The 16355-nt window shown below is 35.9% G+C and carries 16 protein-coding genes and 1 riboswitch; of the genes, 15 read left to right on the forward strand and 1 reads right to left on the reverse strand.

Annotation, left to right across the window (positions count from 1 at the left end; all coding sequences use genetic code 11):
- From H0184_RS08535 to H0184_RS08580, 10 genes are all read left to right on the forward strand, one after another.
- On the forward strand, positions 1-993 hold the full coding sequence (locus H0184_RS08535; protein WP_221823385.1) for an SDR family oxidoreductase: 993 nt from the start codon (positions 1-3) through the stop codon (positions 991-993).
- A 57-nt stretch (positions 994-1050) separates the two neighbouring features.
- A complete protein-coding gene (locus H0184_RS08540; protein ID WP_221823388.1) occupies positions 1051-2160 on the forward strand; it encodes a glycosyltransferase family 1 protein in 1110 nt (369 codons plus the stop codon).
- Positions 2161-2165: 5 nt separating this feature from the next.
- On the forward strand, positions 2166-3050 hold the full coding sequence (locus H0184_RS08545) for a glycosyltransferase family 2 protein (protein WP_221823390.1): 885 nt from the start codon (positions 2166-2168) through the stop codon (positions 3048-3050).
- Between the two features lie 100 nt (positions 3051-3150).
- Entirely contained in the window at positions 3151-3627 is a 477-nt protein-coding gene (locus H0184_RS08550; RefSeq protein WP_221823393.1) for a VanZ family protein, read from the forward strand.
- A gap of 211 nt (positions 3628-3838) precedes the next feature.
- The gene (locus H0184_RS08555) at positions 3839-4099 is read left to right on the forward strand and encodes a hypothetical protein (RefSeq protein WP_221823395.1); all 261 of its coding nucleotides are present in this window, start codon (positions 3839-3841) and stop codon (positions 4097-4099) included.
- 79 nt (positions 4100-4178) lie between these two features.
- Entirely contained in the window at positions 4179-4958 is a 780-nt protein-coding gene (locus H0184_RS08560) for a hypothetical protein (RefSeq protein ID WP_221823396.1), read from the forward strand.
- Positions 4955-5236 carry a PqqD family protein gene (locus H0184_RS08565; protein WP_260631495.1) on the forward strand — a complete coding sequence of 94 codons (282 nt, stop codon included), beginning with the start codon at positions 4955-4957 and terminating at the stop codon, positions 5234-5236. Before H0184_RS08560 ends, H0184_RS08565 begins: the two co-directional genes overlap by 4 nt.
- Complete coding sequence (locus H0184_RS08570) at positions 5220-5669, forward strand: signal peptidase I (protein ID WP_221823398.1); 450 nt, start codon at positions 5220-5222, stop codon at positions 5667-5669. The genes H0184_RS08565 and H0184_RS08570 overlap by 17 nt, the downstream gene beginning before the upstream one ends.
- Positions 5670-5692: 23 nt before the next feature.
- Positions 5693-7498, forward strand: coding sequence for an ABC transporter ATP-binding protein (locus tag H0184_RS08575; RefSeq protein WP_221823401.1), 1806 nt, complete (start codon positions 5693-5695; stop codon positions 7496-7498).
- A 16-nt stretch (positions 7499-7514) separates the two neighbouring features.
- On the forward strand, positions 7515-8597 hold the full coding sequence (locus tag H0184_RS08580; protein WP_221823403.1) for a nucleotidyltransferase family protein: 1083 nt from the start codon (positions 7515-7517) through the stop codon (positions 8595-8597).
- Between the two features lie 59 nt (positions 8598-8656).
- Here the strand turns inward: H0184_RS08580 and H0184_RS08585 are convergent, their stop codons facing one another.
- The gene (locus tag H0184_RS08585) at positions 8657-9361 is read right to left on the reverse strand and encodes a DUF421 domain-containing protein (protein ID WP_221823404.1); all 705 of its coding nucleotides are present in this window, start codon (positions 9359-9361) and stop codon (positions 8657-8659) included.
- 110 nt (positions 9362-9471) lie between these two features.
- Here H0184_RS08585 and H0184_RS08590 point away from each other — a divergent pair, with 110 nt between their 5' ends.
- From H0184_RS08590 to H0184_RS08610, 5 genes are all read left to right on the forward strand, one after another.
- Positions 9472-9840: a hypothetical protein gene (locus tag H0184_RS08590; protein WP_221823406.1), complete on the forward strand. Its 369-nt coding sequence runs from the start codon at positions 9472-9474 to the stop codon at positions 9838-9840.
- 442 nt (positions 9841-10282) lie between these two features.
- A riboswitch (cyclic di-GMP riboswitch) is annotated at positions 10283-10365 on the forward strand.
- Positions 10366-10395: 30 nt separating this feature from the next.
- A complete protein-coding gene (locus H0184_RS08595) occupies positions 10396-10524 on the forward strand; it encodes an anti-repressor SinI family protein (protein WP_221823408.1) in 129 nt (42 codons plus the stop codon).
- Positions 10525-10972: 448 nt separating this feature from the next.
- Complete coding sequence (locus H0184_RS08600; RefSeq protein WP_221823410.1) at positions 10973-13423, forward strand: alpha-mannosidase; 2451 nt, start codon at positions 10973-10975, stop codon at positions 13421-13423.
- A gap of 76 nt (positions 13424-13499) precedes the next feature.
- A complete protein-coding gene (locus H0184_RS08605) occupies positions 13500-14825 on the forward strand; it encodes an amylo-alpha-1,6-glucosidase (protein ID WP_221823411.1) in 1326 nt (441 codons plus the stop codon).
- Between the two features lie 446 nt (positions 14826-15271).
- On the forward strand, positions 15272-16297 hold the full coding sequence (locus H0184_RS08610) for a LacI family DNA-binding transcriptional regulator (RefSeq protein ID WP_221823413.1): 1026 nt from the start codon (positions 15272-15274) through the stop codon (positions 16295-16297).
- Positions 16298-16355: the final 58 nt, after the last annotated feature.

Here is a 16355-nt window from a genome sequence, read left to right on the forward strand (position 1 = left end):
GTGGGATATGAAAATATAAGTTTTCCAAAAGGTTCAACATTTTTAGTAACTGGTTCAGCAGGATTTATTGGTTCTAATTTAGTTGAAGCTATTCTGAATTTAGGCTATCAAGTTAGAGGACTTGATAACTATTCAACAGGAAAAAAAGAAAATGTACAACAGTTTATATTTAATTCCAACTATGAATTCATCAAAGGAGATATACGTGAATTTAATACATGTTTAGAAGCTTGTGAAGGAGTAGATTATGTCCTCCATCAAGCTGCTTGGGGGAGCGTTCCTAGAAGTATTGAGATGCCTTTGTTATATGAAGAAATTAATATTAAAGGTACGTTAAACATGATGGAAGCAGCAAGACAACTTGGTGTTAAAAAATTTGTTTATGCATCAAGTTCATCCGTTTATGGTGATGAGCCTAATCTGCCTAAAAAAGAAGGTAGAGTGGGCAATGTTCTATCACCCTACGCACTTACCAAAAAGGTAAATGAGGAGTATGGCAGGCTCTATACAAAGTTATATGGACTTGATACCTATGGGTTACGATATTTCAATGTATTTGGAAGAAGGCAGGATCCGAGTGGTGTCTATGCTGCAGTTATCCCGAAATTTATTAAACAATTACTGAATAATGATAGTCCGACTATCAATGGAGATGGGAAACAGAGCAGGGATTTTACGTATATTGAAAATGTAATTGAGGCTAATTTGAAAGCATGTAACGCTAAGAGTGAAGTGGCAGGACATGCTTTTAATATAGCTTACGGTGGAAGAGAGTTTTTAATTGATATCTATAATCAGTTGAAGAATGCACTGGGGAAGGATATTCAGCCCATATTCGGACCTACGAGAAAGGGAGATATTAAGCATAGTAATGCCGATATATCTAAAGCACAAGAAATGCTTGGCTACGAACCAGAATGGAGTTTCGAGCAAGGAATTGAAGCAGCGATAGAGTGGTATAAAAGTAATTTGGGAAGTTTAAGCCATTCCTAGTTCTAAAGTTTATCCGCCAGGAGGTTTTTATAATACTGCATACTAGGAGGGTAGTGAATGAGTAAACCGATAAGAGTTTTACATGTAGTAGTCAATATGAACAGGGGCGGGGCTGAAACGCTTATTATGAATTTATATCGGAATATCGACCGATCCAAAGTTCAATTTGACTTTCTGACATGTAAAGATGGAATATTTGATAGTGAGATAAAAGAACTCGGGGGAACAATTTACCGAATTCCATATGTGAGTGAAGCAGGTCATTTTGGTTACATAAAATCCCTTAACGACTTTTTCTCTAGACATGACGATTATACTATCGTCCATTCTCATTTAAATCGCATGAGTGGTTTTGTATTACGTGCTGCAAAGAAAGCTGGGATCCATTATTGTATCACTCACAGTCATAATACTGGGGGTGAAGGAGGGATTTTAACAAAAGGATATAAATGGTACTCTGGATTATTTATTCCCTCCAACTCTGATTATACCCTAGCTTGTTCCCAAGCTGCTGCTAAATGGCTATTTGGCAAAAGATCAAGTTCCACAACATTACTTAATAATGGAATAGAACCAGAATTGTTCAGTTACTCTCCTGATATTAGAATGACAAAAAGAATGGAATTAGGGATTAGTGACCAATTTGTAATTGGGCATGTTGGCAGATTTACAAAACAAAAAAATCACAAATTTCTACTAGAGGTTTTTGCAGAATTTGTAAAAAGAAAACCAGAGTCTATTTTATTATTATGTGGTGACGGGATATTACGAAAGGATATTGAACAAAGAGTAAATGAATTAAATATACAAAGTAAAGTTAAGTTCCTAGGTGTCAGAAGCGATATTAATAAATTACTTCAAGCTTTTGACTTATTTGTATTTCCTTCACTACATGAAGGACTGCCAGTCACGCTTATTGAGGCTCAAGCTGCAGGGATTCCTTGCTTGATATCAGAAGAAATAACAAAAGAGGTTGACATGGGGTTAGAATTAATGAAATTTATAGAACTTACAAGTGTAGATTCATGGGTTACTGAACTAGAAAACTCTAGTGTGGAAAGAAGAGAACGTAATACCTCTAAACTAAAAATGCTAAGAGATAAAGGCTATGATATAAAAAATACAGCAAGATGGCTAGAAGATTTTTATTTATCAAATGCGAGGTGATGATCTTGCCGATATTAACTATTTTTACCCCGACATATAATAGGGCATATACACTTCACCATTGTTATGAGAGCTTAAAAAGACAATCGAATAAAGAATTTATTTGGTTAATTGTTGATGACGGGTCAACTGATAATACGGAAGATTTAGTTAGAAGTTGGATGACCGAAAATATTATATCGATTCGGTATTACCAACAAGAAAACCAAGGGATGCATGGAGCGCATAATACGGCTTATTCTTTAATTGATACAGAATTAAATGTTTGTATAGACAGCGATGACTACATGCCGGATGATGCAGTTGAAAAAATTATTTCTTTTTGGAAAGCAAATGGTAGTGAAGAAATAGGAGGTATAGTCGGCCTAGATTGCAATACCAGTGGGGAAATAATAGGAACAGAACTACCAAGCGATATTAAAAGTTCAACACTTTATAACCTTTATAACAAGTATGGAGTTAAGGGTGATAAAAAGTTAGTATATCGGACGAAACTAACGAAGAAGTATCCATACCCTGTTTATCATAATGAAAGATTAGTGCCGCTTTCCTATAAATATTACAAGCTTGACCAAGAATATGAACTGCTATTAATGAATGAGGCACTTTGTTGTGTGGAGTATCTTCCGGATGGATCGTCTATGAATATCATAAAACAATACAAAATCAGTCCAAGGGGATTTAGATTTTATCGAATGGAAATGATGAAATTACCAAACACTTCGTTACTCTTCAAATTTAAGCAAGCCATCCATTATGTATCTTGCAGTATTTTTGCAGAAAGTAAAGGTGTTTTAAGGCATTCACCCCAAAAGCTACTGACACTTATTGCTTTACCATTTGGTATAGCACTCAATAAATATATTTTAAATAAGGTGTCAGAAAAATAAAGTCTATCTCAATAACTTATCCTACTTGCAAAACAAATAATTCAATCTGTAAATATTAAGGTTGGAGAAAAATTAGCTAAATTAAGGAAGACACCCCTATATGAGATCAATAGGTCGATTTACTATTTCAATTGCTCCATTTATTTATATGTACTTGATTTGGCAGCAAACAAGCCACTTTGACCCAGATTCTGTCAGTGATTTAACAAAGTTAATAAACCCCTTTGTTATACTAGCGATTGGTGCTGCATTAGAGTTTGGACATTTCTTTGAGTTTGGAATTCTATATCTTCTTTTAATAATGTTTTTTCTTTTATATGGACCTTTAAAGAAATGGAAAGAAGTAGTAGTGTTGGTTTTATCCATCGGATATGGAGTGATAGATGAAATTCATCAACTATATGTACCTTTTAGGTCTTTCTCTATTATTGATCTAGTAAAAAACGCTATTGGCGTTTTTGTAATTGCCATTCTTATTCATAGGAAATATTTTAATAGTAATGGGTCTAGATTTGGTCGATTTCTAAGAAGAAGTACTTTATTTTTCAAAGAAGATAAATCAAAAGTTAATTTTTAACCCATTGTTTGGTATCAGCGGAAGAAAGGTGGTTTTTTGTCGAATGATTGTTCTTTAATAAGAACTATTATTAAATTATAATTTTAGGATAGAGGTTATTCAATTATAATAGTAAGTTATTATTTTCAATTATATAATTTAATCATCGATATTTTTTTGAACATTTAGTTCTTTATAATGAACATCCGTCCTGATAAAGGAGGTGAAAAGAGTGATTATAGAAAAGGTTTATACCCGTCCGATAGTTTTGAGTCATCAAATGATTCGCTTTGAAACTGCGCAAAGTTGGAATCCGGGTAAAGGAAAACATGATCATAAGGGCAAAGGGAATGGAGGAATACATTTCCCGCCAGGAAATCCAAATCCGCAGCCATGTGGAGCAGGTACACCTGGAAATGGTAATAACAATGGGAACGGAAATGGTAATGGAAATACTGGTGTTGGCCAGTGTAATCCAAATGTAAATCCATAGTACGTTCCAAGGTGGGAAGGTTGATGAGGAAAGTTCATTGACTTTCCTTATTAAATAATTTTAGGAGACCAATATAAAAATGTTAAAAACGAAAATTGGCGACTTTTACATTCGAATCTTGTGTGAATCCAAAAATCTTCGGACCATGCTTGAAAAAAATTTTCACTCATACATACCCATAGGAAATAAACAACCTGACCTTGTAATTAATATTGAAGATGGATTTGGTGTATCTTTCCAAGATTATTATGTAGACATCATGAAGGACAGTAACCAAATCTTCTATCGTCGTGCTGATTATTACATAAAGGTAGATTCAGATTTTAGAACTGCTTTGGTATCTGTTCACAATGAACTTGCACTAAAGCATGCACTAATGAACCTATTTAGTTCCTTCATCGTTTATCATAATTGGGGTCTGTTGATCCATTCATCCTGTGTAATTGATAATGGAAGGGCACATATATTTTCAGGGCAATCCGGGGCAGGTAAATCGACTGCAGCTAAACTATCCTTTCCACGTAATCTCCTCTCAGATGAAGCAACCCTTGTAAAAATCACGGAAGAGGATGTACAGGTCTATAATTCTCCTTTTCGCAGTGAAATTGAGGCGGACTCATTTAGCGGGAACCTTTCATTAGGCAGTGTACAAATTCTTTTCCAAGCACTTCAAAATAAGCGTGAAAGGGTAGCAAAGTCTGAAGCTCTTTTTCAATTAATGGATAAGGTTTTCTTTTGGCCCCATAGCCAGGAAGAAACCAGCAGAATTATGAAGCTAATGACACTAATGGTAAAGCAAGTACCAGTTTATGAACTTCATTTTCAAAAAAATAATTCATTTTGGGAGTTAATATCATGATGACTCATTTTATTCAAAAAGGAAATGTAGAAGCAACCGAATTAGATGGTGAATGGATCATCTTAAATACAGAACAATATACCATTACGAAATTAAATGGAGCAGGAGGGCTTTGCTGGTCCTTGCTAAATAAGATCCAAACTGTTGATACTCTTGTTAATTCCTTGATTGAGGAGTATAAAACAATCCAAAACAAAGAACAAGTCAAACAAGATATTGAAGAATTCCTGGCTAATCTTACCGAGTGTGGGTTGATTGAACATGTTAATCGACCATAGCACGTATCTATTGTTAAAAAACACGATAAAAAAGGATGGCTGGCTCGAGCTCCCTTCTTTTGGTAATAGTATGTATCCTTTTATTCAACAAGGAAACCTTTGCAGGTTTGTTCACTGTCAAACGACACTCTTAAAAAAGGGTGATGTTATTTTATTCTATACAAAAACCGGTCAATTGATTGCCCATCGTCTAGTTTCAATAAAAATCGTAAAAAATCAACGCTTCTTTCAGCTTAAGGGGGATACTAACCTGGGGTTTGACCCATTAATAGGTGAGGATCAGATCCTTGGGAAATTAGTTAGTGTCCAAAAGAAACATAGAATATTTACCCCAGAAGGTTGTGTTGCGAGGTTTTGGGGAAAAGTTATCCTTACCTTTCCCGCCCTTTCAGGTATTCTTCGAAGATATCTTAATAGAAACTTGCAATATTAATAACGAAGTGTGGAGTGTACCTTATGAAAGAAAAGCTAGATTTGCTAATCAAACAGTATTTTACCATAAAGGATTTACGTAGGACTTTTACGTTTGTGAAGCCTTTTATCAGGAAACAGTGGAAGGCATATTTGTTTATTATACTTTTATTAGGACTCGATATTTACTTAACAATTGCCTTTGCAAAGTTCTTTGGTGAGATTACTGACTCAGCTATTCATGGGGGATATAAACAAATCCTCTCATTCATTCCATATGGAGGACTACTTATTTTATTAAGCATTTTCTCAAGTGTTTGCTATACCTATTGTGAAATTTTTGCAACTAATGGTGTGAAAATGGATATGAAAAACCATTTATTTCACCATGTATTACGATTGCCGGCTGGAGATGTTTCTAATTATCGCTCTGGTGAATTAATGTCCCACTTTTCTAACGATATACATGGTGTTGACGGTGTAATTGGCAGTAATCTCATTAGTTTAATTAGATTGCCAATAATTTATATTGTTGTCTTTGTATACTTAGCAAATATCAATTTAACACTGTGTTTGATTAGTTTAATTGTTGCCCCAATTGTGGCAATATCAGGTGTAGTGTTTGGTTTATTACTTCGGAAAAATGGGAGATTGATTCACAGTTTAATAGGTAATATTAATAGCCTCTTAAGTGAAACGTTTCACGGATTTCAGGTAATTCGTTCTTTTACACTGGAAAAACTTTACTATCATAAGTATGCTAATCAGAACAAGGAACTGCTTGATTTAGAACTGGAAAATGCGAAGCTAAGATCTTGGTATAATACGGGCGGACAGATCATCGGGTCGATTACTTTTATGGTAAATTTGTCTATAGGCGCCTTGTTTGTATCAAATGGTGAATTAACTGTTGGAGCTCTCTTGACATTTTTGAATTTAGTTAACCACTTGTTTTATCCCATCACCGGCTTTGCTGGGCTTTGGGCTGGTTTTCAACGGTCCGTGGCTGCACTTGAAAGAGTGCTAGACATATTAGAAAAATCACCAGATATAAAGGAACTTCCATCTTATTCTCCAACACTAAAGGATGTAGATTCCATTGAATTTGCTGATGTTACCTTCAGCTATGGAAATAATAATGTATTAGATAAATTTAATCTAAATATCCCGACTGGTAAAATGATCGCATTAGTCGGTCCTACAGGGGCAGGGAAGAGTACACTTTTTAATCTATTGCAAGGTTTTTATAAGCCGCAATCAGGGGAAATACGACTATCTGGTAAATCCATTAAAGACTACGCTGTCTCCGAATTAAGAAGTTCGATTGCTCATGTTCCTCAAGATACTTTCTTATTTGCAGGCACTATCCGTGATAATCTGCTGCTTGCGCGCCCAGATGTGACAGAGAAACAAATGGTAGAAGCTGCAATTAGTGCTGAGATACATGAATTTATCCTCTCACTGCCAAAAGGGTATGACACTCAAATTGGTGAAAATGGAATCAAACTTTCAGGTGGTCAAAAACAAAGAATAGCAATTGCACGGGCTATTATTAAAGATGCTCCCATTCTTTTGCTAGACGAGGCAACATCAGCCTTGGATGGAGAAACGGAGTTTCATGTTAAGGAAGCACTCGAGGAATTGATGGAAGGAAGAACAACCATTGTTATTGCTCATCGGTTGTCCACCATTCAAAATTCAGACCTTATTTTGGTTATGGATAATGGGAAAATTGTTCAACGCGGAACGCATAACGAGTTATTGAATCAAAATGGATTGTACCGCAAACTCAATAAAGCATCATTTAACTCGAAAAAAGGAAGCCCATTAGCTTTGGTCTCGAAATCTTAAAGGGGAGGTGGGTGCTGTGAGTTTTGATTTTATTTCAGCCTTAAATGGGTGTAAAGCACCGATGCAAATCGATGATTATGATTACCACAAAGTCCTTAGGGATATAGAGCACGATGGAATCCAATCACAGGTTTACTTTTTATTAAAACAGAATGGAATGCTCACACAAACTCCGACCTTTTTTCAAGCATACTTAAAAGAAAACTATGATAAAGGACTTTTTCAAAACCTATTCATAAAAAATCAGACCGATGTACTCTTAAAAAGGTTTGAAGAACAAGGTATTGACGTTATTACTCTTAAAGGAGTTTATTTTGCAGAAAAATACTTTGGGCATATTGGTGCGAGAGCAACCTCTGATATTGACTTATTAGTCCGATTACAGGACTTAAATCTGGCCATTGAGTCAGTAAAAGCATTAGGGTTCTCGGTTGAAGAGGAGCCTATTCCTGGACATTTCCATTGCAGTTTTAGTAAAAGGCTCCCCCATTCTCCGGTTCCATTAGTCGTGGAATTGCATTGGGGGCTTGTAAAGGAAGAAACATCAAACTTTGATATGAATGATATATGGAACGAATCGAAGGCGATTGGACAATATTCACATGTCCGAGAACTTGCTAACATGCATTGCTTTTATATGATTTGCCTCCACGGCTGGAGGCATAATTTAGATTCACTGAAATATTTCATTGATATTATCCAAGTCATTCACCAATATAGAGATGAATTGGACTATGAAGAACTGTTTAAAATGGCTGCAAATCACCAAACGTTAAAGAGGCTGACTAGGACTTTGTCCATTGTTTATGAACAGTTTCCGTATTTAAATGATGTAATAAAGCTTCCTTTTAAAAGAAAGACGTTATGGAGGCATAATAAAGTTAAGGGCCTTAAACAATATTTGGACTTCTTTGACTACCAATTTTTCAGCTATGATACCGTTAAGCACAGATTGATAGAAATCCGTCATTGGATATGGCCTTCTAAATTTGAACTCTCTTGTGAGCTAGGGGAGAATCAGCAAGATGGGGCTGCCATTATAATGTATTTATCGTTATACAGAAAAAGGATTTCACGGCTGTTAAAGGTGATTTTTTAGAATCATTGATAATCAAAAAAATAGAGCACTGAAGGAAGCATACCCTGCGGTGCTCTATTTTATTTATACAGAAAAACCTTCAAATTTTCTTTATTGTCAATAGTTGCAAGCAACACGTTCTTAATATTTGTATGATAAATTTTTTCTAGCTTCTCAACTACCCATACCTCATCTTTGTTCACTTGTTTTAACACGTTAGGATAAATGATACCTTCCTTTATTATCGTTTTTGGAAGGTCAAATGGTTCAGGTTTCATTTTATATGTTGCAGGTGTAAGAGGGTTATATTTTGGATCCAAAAAAACGGATACTTTCCCATCAGCTTCCCACAAGGCTAATGCCACTTTTTTAATATCCTCTACTTTTTCTTCCCGTAATTCTTCTAACAAAACATCGATTGAAATTCTTGCCTTACTCAAACCTTTATAGTCAATGTCACCGTCTTTAACAAGTGTAATAGGGGCAGGGTTGATTAGTTTTCTAACCCGTGGCAATTTTATAATAATATAAACACTGCCAACGTATAAGACCATCAATACCACTGTAGTTGTCAGTGAACCTTTTAGACCCAGATGTTCATCTGACAATGGGTGAGCAATGATATTTCCGATCATGAGCGCAATTACGAAATCAAGCAATCTAAGCTGTGCAATCGAACGCTGCCCCATAGCCTTTGCAACAAGAATCAAAAAGAAATAGGCAATTACTGCACGTAGAGTCCATTCTAAAGTGGTTAGTGTTTCCTGACTCTGGAGGAAATCCATTGTAAACACATCCTATGTTTTTTCGTCATCATGTAAACAACTTCTATGAATTACCATCATTTTATTATATCTACCTTGCCATAGATTTATTTACGAATGGAGCTATTGATTTGGTTATATTACGTTTTTTATTTACAATAAAAGCCGAAAATAGACAAGGTATGAGAATAGCTTGTCTATATTCGGCTTATTGGCTTATATCAATAATCTTCTTCACCCTATCAACACTAGAGACAATACCATCTTTTCCATATTTCAGCGGAGTCTATGCAGCCATCATCGTTGCCCCAACCCATCTTATCATTGGTACACTGCTCTTTTTCCCAGTCATTGTAGTGTACATCTTTACTGGATTTGAACCAGCTTACCATGGAAATCAACCAATCATTAGTATTCGATTCATAATAATTATGATTATTTTGATTGTCATCGTGCTCATCTGGATTACCAAAGTTGAAATAAGAAAGGAAGTTAGTTAGAAAAGATTCGCTAGAAGAAGATTGAGTTGTATTAGATGAAGCATATACTGAATTAGGGATAACAAATACAAAAATTAATAATGTGGTAAAAAATACCCTTTTTATATGATTCATAGTATATCTTACCTCCTTTCTAAGTTATAAAAGCAAGTCCGTTCCTTATTGTTCGAAAAACCATTCTTTATAAAGAATGTTACTATAATTCTCATATTTTGTAAATGAAAATCAGTAAATATAACCCAGAAATAGCGATTGAATAATTCAATAATTTTACAGTTTAGTAGGTATTTTGGTTTGACTTGTCTTGTTTCTGTTTCACATCGTTAATATTAGTAACGGCTCTATGGAAGAAATGTAAATAAATGTCGAAACTTTTAGAATTATTTATGTTCGATATAAAGAATTTTTGTGGTACTATTGTCATATAATCTTTATTACCTTAATCAGATAAAGGCAAACCTATCGAAAGGTTGGGACGCAAAGCTACGGGTCTAAAGTGCTAACAATGATGGCTGAGCTGCCTAAAACTAATATTTTAGGAGGACACCAAGTACTATGTTAACATCTCTATTAGATGAAACAGAAATTGATAAGGAATGGCTGGAACTTATTTTAGAAGCTCGAAATTTAGGGATTACTGTTGATGAAATCAAGGAATTCCTAAGAGAACCTTCTAATACATAGAAATGTCCTCCATTGATCTTTACCTGCGTAGTAAGGCAGCCATTTTCTCATTTACAAAGGGAGCATGAACAAGAGACAAACAATGTCTGGAAAGACCCTGATAAGTGAGACAAGGAAAAAGCACCCCCTGAATCGTACTATAGCAATATAGTATTCAGGAGGGTGTTTTTCTATGGCCACAATCGTACATTATCAAAAAAAATAAAAAATAAAAGCTGAATAACCTGGCCCAGCTCTAATACAGGGAACAGACAATATAGGCGTATGCTATTAATCTGGTATGTTAAGAGAAACTTAATTTATCGAATATACATAGGTATAGTTGAGTGTTATAATAATCAAAAAAATGAGGTAACTCTCATTTTTAGGAGGTGAAGGCGGTTACATATTTGCGAGTATTGTTTAACAAACTAGTAAACTTAAGAATCGGATTTGGAGGAAACTACCTATGAAAAACATGTATATGATAGGCAATGCACATCTCGATCCTGTATGGCTTTGGCGCTGGCAGGAAGGTTTTCAAGAGGTGAAGGCGACATTTCGTTCAGCACTCGATCGTCTGACAGAATATGAGAATTTTATATTTACTTCAAGTTCTGCAGCGTATTATGAATGGATTGAAAAAAACGAGCCAAAAATGTTTCAAGAAATCAAGCAAAGAATTCAAGAAGGCAGATGGATTATTTGCGGCGGCTGGTGGATTCAGCCAGATTGCAATATCCCAAGTGGAGAATCATTTGTCCGCCAAGGGCTGATCGGCCAGAACTATTTTAAAGAAAAGTTTGGTGTTACTGCCACGGTTGGCTACAATGTTGACAGCTTTGGTCATAATGGAATGCTGCCGCAAATTTTAAAGAAATCTGGTATGGATTCTTATGTATTTATGAGACCTGGTCCAGAGGAAAAAGGTTTGCCAAGCCGGTTATTTTTATGGGAATCTAAAGATGGTTCTCGCGTGAAAGCGTTTCGAATTCCTTTTGAATATTGCACCTTTGATCATTTAGAAAATCACATTATGCATTGTGAAAATGAACTGAAGCACTCTTTCAATCATCTCATGTGCTTCTATGGTGTTGGTAATCATGGAGGAGGACCGACAAAGGAAAATATCCAAATTATTGAAAGACTAAACCAATCGATGGAAGATACCAATATAATGTTTAGTTCACCAAATGAATTCTTTGAGCATGTAGAAAGTTTTAAGGATAGTCTTCCAGTTGTTCATGACGATCTGCATCATCATGCAATTGGTTGTTATTCTGTTCATTCTGAAGTCAAAAAGTTAAATCGATATTCTGAAAATCTCACTTTAATGGCTGAGAAGTTTTCCTCCCTTGCCAACTGGACAACAGGACAGCACTATCCAGAAGACATGAATCAGGCTTGGAAAGGAATCTTATTTAACCAGTTCCACGATATTTTAGCAGGAACAAGCATTTCAGAAGCTTATGATGATGCAAGAGATTTATTTGGAGAATCGATAAGTATTGCATCAAGAAATATGAATTATGCCCTCCAATCGTTAAGTTGGAATATTAATATCAAAGAAGAAAAAGACATGAAGCCAATGGTCATCTTTAATCCTCATTCATGGCCTGTAAAGGTGAATATTGAAATCGAGTATGGGCTATTTGTGAATTATTTATTGCCAGAAGAATTTATTATTGAAGATGTTCATGGAAATGAAGTTCCTTACCAAATCATAGATTCTGTGGCGAAAGTACCGAACCGAAAAAGAGTTGCACTTTTAGCTGAACTGCCGCCATTAGGATATAGCACGTATAAACTTCGTAGTGTTAAGCCTGCAAAAGTGTTTGAATCTGTAAAAGTAAACGATTACGAAATGGAAAACGATACCTTCAAGCTTGTAATTGATAAAGAAACAGGTGGTATCAGCAGTTTGTTTGACAAAGAGAAAGAAATCGAAGTGTTCAAGAGTGATGCCGCTATTCCGTACGTCATGAATGATTCATCCGATTCATGGGGACATGGGAAACTCCGCTTTGATGAAATCGCCGGTGTATTTAAGCCAATCCGGATTAAAAAGCTGGAAGAAGGTCCGGTAAAAGGAGTTATTCGTGTCACGTCTAAGTTTCAATCTTCTACGATTGTTCAGGACTTTATCATGTACAAGCAGTTAAATAAGATTGAAGTGAAAGTAAAAGTAAATTGGCAGGAAAGCTACCAAACTCTTAAACTCAAGTTTCCAGTAAGCTTCAATCAACGGCATGCAACTTCTGAGATTCCATTTGGACATGCTTCACGCGAGGCAAATGGAGATGAAAAGCCAATGCAAAATTGGATTGATATCACAGGCACGATCGGCAAACATAGAAAAGATATATATGGTTTAAGTCTCCTTAATGATGGTAAATACGGTGTTGATGTAAGTGGGAATAGTATTAATTTAACCGTTTTAAGAAGTCCGATTTATGCCCATCATGCTCCATTCGTACCAGATCCGGACGAGGATTATCCAATCATTGATCAAGGAATTCAAACTTTTACCTATCAATTACTGCCGCATGAAAATAGCTGGCAAGAAGCAGAAACGGTAAAGCATGCATTAGAACTAAATCAAAAGCCGCAGCTGATTGTGGAAACCTATCATAAAGGTCCACTCTCTCAAGAAGATTCATTTATTGAGATTGACCAGCCTAATATTATTCTTTCTGCTTTAAAAAAGGCTGAGAATCATGATGATTTAATCATTCGACTTTATGAAGCTCATAACGAAGAAACAGTTGTGAATGTAGATTTGAAGAATTGGGGCAGAAAGATCGAATTGCATTTTGGACCATCTGAAATTAAAACGTTATCCATCCCAAAAAATCCTGAGGAGCCAATCAAAGAAACGAACTTAATCGAAGATCTTGAGAAATCCTTAGTGACTGTGTGAAGCATTACTCTTTGTGAGATTAAGAGATTTAAAAGTATGGGAATAGGTAACTTAAATTCAGTTGGGAGAGAAGGATATGACAGAAAGTATAGTAGATTTAGGCAGAGAAAAGGCTGAAAAAATATTACTGAAAAATGGTGGAGAGCTAGGATTACTCGGCTCAAGTACCGCCTATCAACAGGTTTGGGCAAGGGATAGTATGATTTGTGGACTAGGTCTTCTTGTCTGTCAGGATGATATTGGCCCAAGCATTCATCGCCGTTCATTGGAAACCTTGGGGCAGTTTCAAAGTGAACTGGGAAAGATCCCTCATAATGTTGGTTTTCCGAATGTAGCCGATCCTGCGTTAATCGCCCATGGCGGGAAGCTGGATGATGAGAGTGTAAAAGGACAAGCTGTTGAAGATTCGATTCATGCAGGCTGTGTGGATGGGAACCTTTGGTATATCATAGGTCATTACTCATACTATATGGAAACCAAGGACAAGGAATTTTTACAAAGATGGTGGGGGAATTTAGAAAACGCATTGCTTTGGCTCCGCTATCAAGATTCAAATGAGTGCGGCTTACTAGAGGTTCATGAAGCAATGGATTGGGCGGACTTATTTGCAAACCGCTACAATGTCCTTTTCGATAATGTGTTATATGCTGCAGCTTGGAAGTGTATGGGACATATGGCAGATGCATTGAAACTTCCTTCGAGTTATTATTATGAAAATGCAAGAGATGTTAAAAAGAAGATAAATATTCTATTGTGGATTACACCTGAAAATCAGGAAAAAATGGATTGGGTTAAAAAAGAGCGAAAAGAATGGATTTATCCCATTAAGCGGGTAGAAACCGAACTTGTGGAAAGACCATTTTATCTTCCGTATATGGGATTTCGTGATTATGCAGACCGGTTTGATACGCTTGGCAATTTATTAGCAATTGTTTTTGGGATTGCGGATGAAGAAAAAGCGAATAAAATCCTCGATTATATCCAGGGTTGTGGCATTAATAAACCGTTTCCTGTTCAAGCCTTATATCCTGCTATTCGTGAAGGTGAAAAAGATTGGCGCGATTATTATCGTGTTCGAAATCTTAATTTGCCGCACCACTATCATAATGGCGGATCATGGCCGTTTATCGGTGGTTTCTATGTGGCAGCACTTATTCAAGCTAAAAGGTTTGATGAGGCAGAGTATCAATTAGGGAAACTGGCTAGTATGAATAAAACAGGTAAGAAAACAGAATGGGAATTTAACGAATGGTTCCATGGCCAGTCAGGACGTCCGATGGGATTTGCAGGACAATCGTGGTCAGCCGCGATGTATTTGTTTGCGGAGAATGCAGTGAAAAATAAAAAGGTTAATATTTTTAATGATGAGGATGAATGGTTACGATTTTCTGATAAAAAGTAAGTATGCAAAAAGAGGTTTAGGAACCTGGTACACGACAAAGTCGAAACTTGTTGCGAATAATTTAAAAGAAAGTCGAATAATTGTTTGACAAAATCATCAATACATCCTAAAATTTAAATAGACAAATAATTCTTACACTAAATTGGGAACGTTCCCAGATAACTCAGCAGGATACCTGCAATATCCTGCTGAGTTATCGAATTAACAATATCATTACGATTGTAAAAATTTTTTCTGCTAGTTGAAAACGGTTTCTAATTCTTACATAGTAGTAATTCGGCTCTTTAATTTTGTGTATTTTTTAAAAAGTAATTGTCTTTCTTGGGGAACTAGGGATGTAGTGGAGCAACTGAGTTTTACGATTGATATGAATCCGTTTCATTAATTTTGGGAACGTTCCTATTCTAAAAAAGAAAAATAATAAATTAAGGGAGAGGAGGTCAATAATGAATCCTACAATCAAAGATGTGGCTAAACATGCCAATACATCCAAAAGCACTGTCTCTCGTTATTTGAATGGTCTGCCAGTTAAAAAGGAAACAGAAGAGGCATTAAAAAAGGCGATAAAAGAATTAAACTACCACCGCAATGAAAATGCGAGAAGATTAGTTAGAAGTAAAACTCAAACCATTGGTATCGTGGTTGATAGTATTACAAACATCTTTTATCCATCCATATTTAGAGGGATTGAAGAGGTAGCGAAGGAAAAAGGATTTAATTGTGTGTTCTACAGTATGACCTCAAATAAATATAAGGAGTCATACTTTCAAAACTTATTTTTCGAAGGCCATGTTGATGGAATCATAATGATTAGCTTCAGTAAAAGAGATAAACAAGAATTAGTTGAAATAGCAGAAGCTGGTTTCCCGGTAGTTGTTTTTGGAGATTCCGCTGGTGTTCCCAATGTCATTTCGGTAGATGTTGATAATTATTACGGCATAGCAGAACTTGTTCGTTACCTTCATCGTATTGGCCACGAAAAAATAGCCTATATTTCAGGACCAGACGATGCTGCAGCAACAAAATGCCGCTTATCAGGTTATCTTGAAACAATCGGACAGCTAGGATTAGAAGTCAATTCGAACTGGATTGTTACTACTGATTGGTCGAATGAGGGCGGTTATCGTGCGATGAATCAGTTGCTGGCTGACGGAGATTTCACTGCGGTTGTGGCTTCAAATGATGAAACGGCAATTGGGGCATTAAGAGCGTTTCAAGAGCGAGGATATCATGTTCCTACTAATTTTTCGATTACGGGTTTTGATGACATCACTTTGGCCAGCTGGGTATATCCATCATTAACGACGGTAAAACAGCCATTTATGCAAATGGGCATGAAAGCCGCAACGGAATTATTTAATAGAATGGAAACGGGAGAAGAGTACCAAGCAAAACGACATCTTTTAAAACCTGAATTAATTATTCGTGACTCATGCAGGAAGATAACCGAACATGTTTCTACTTTAAAATAAGTCAGTTTCTAAAGTAATAGACTTTATTCAAGTGACATCGAAATATTTAAAGAAAACT

This window comes from Neobacillus niacini (assembly GCF_019749295.1).
GTDB lineage: Bacteria > Bacillota > Bacilli > Bacillales > Cytobacillaceae > Neobacillus > Neobacillus niacini_D.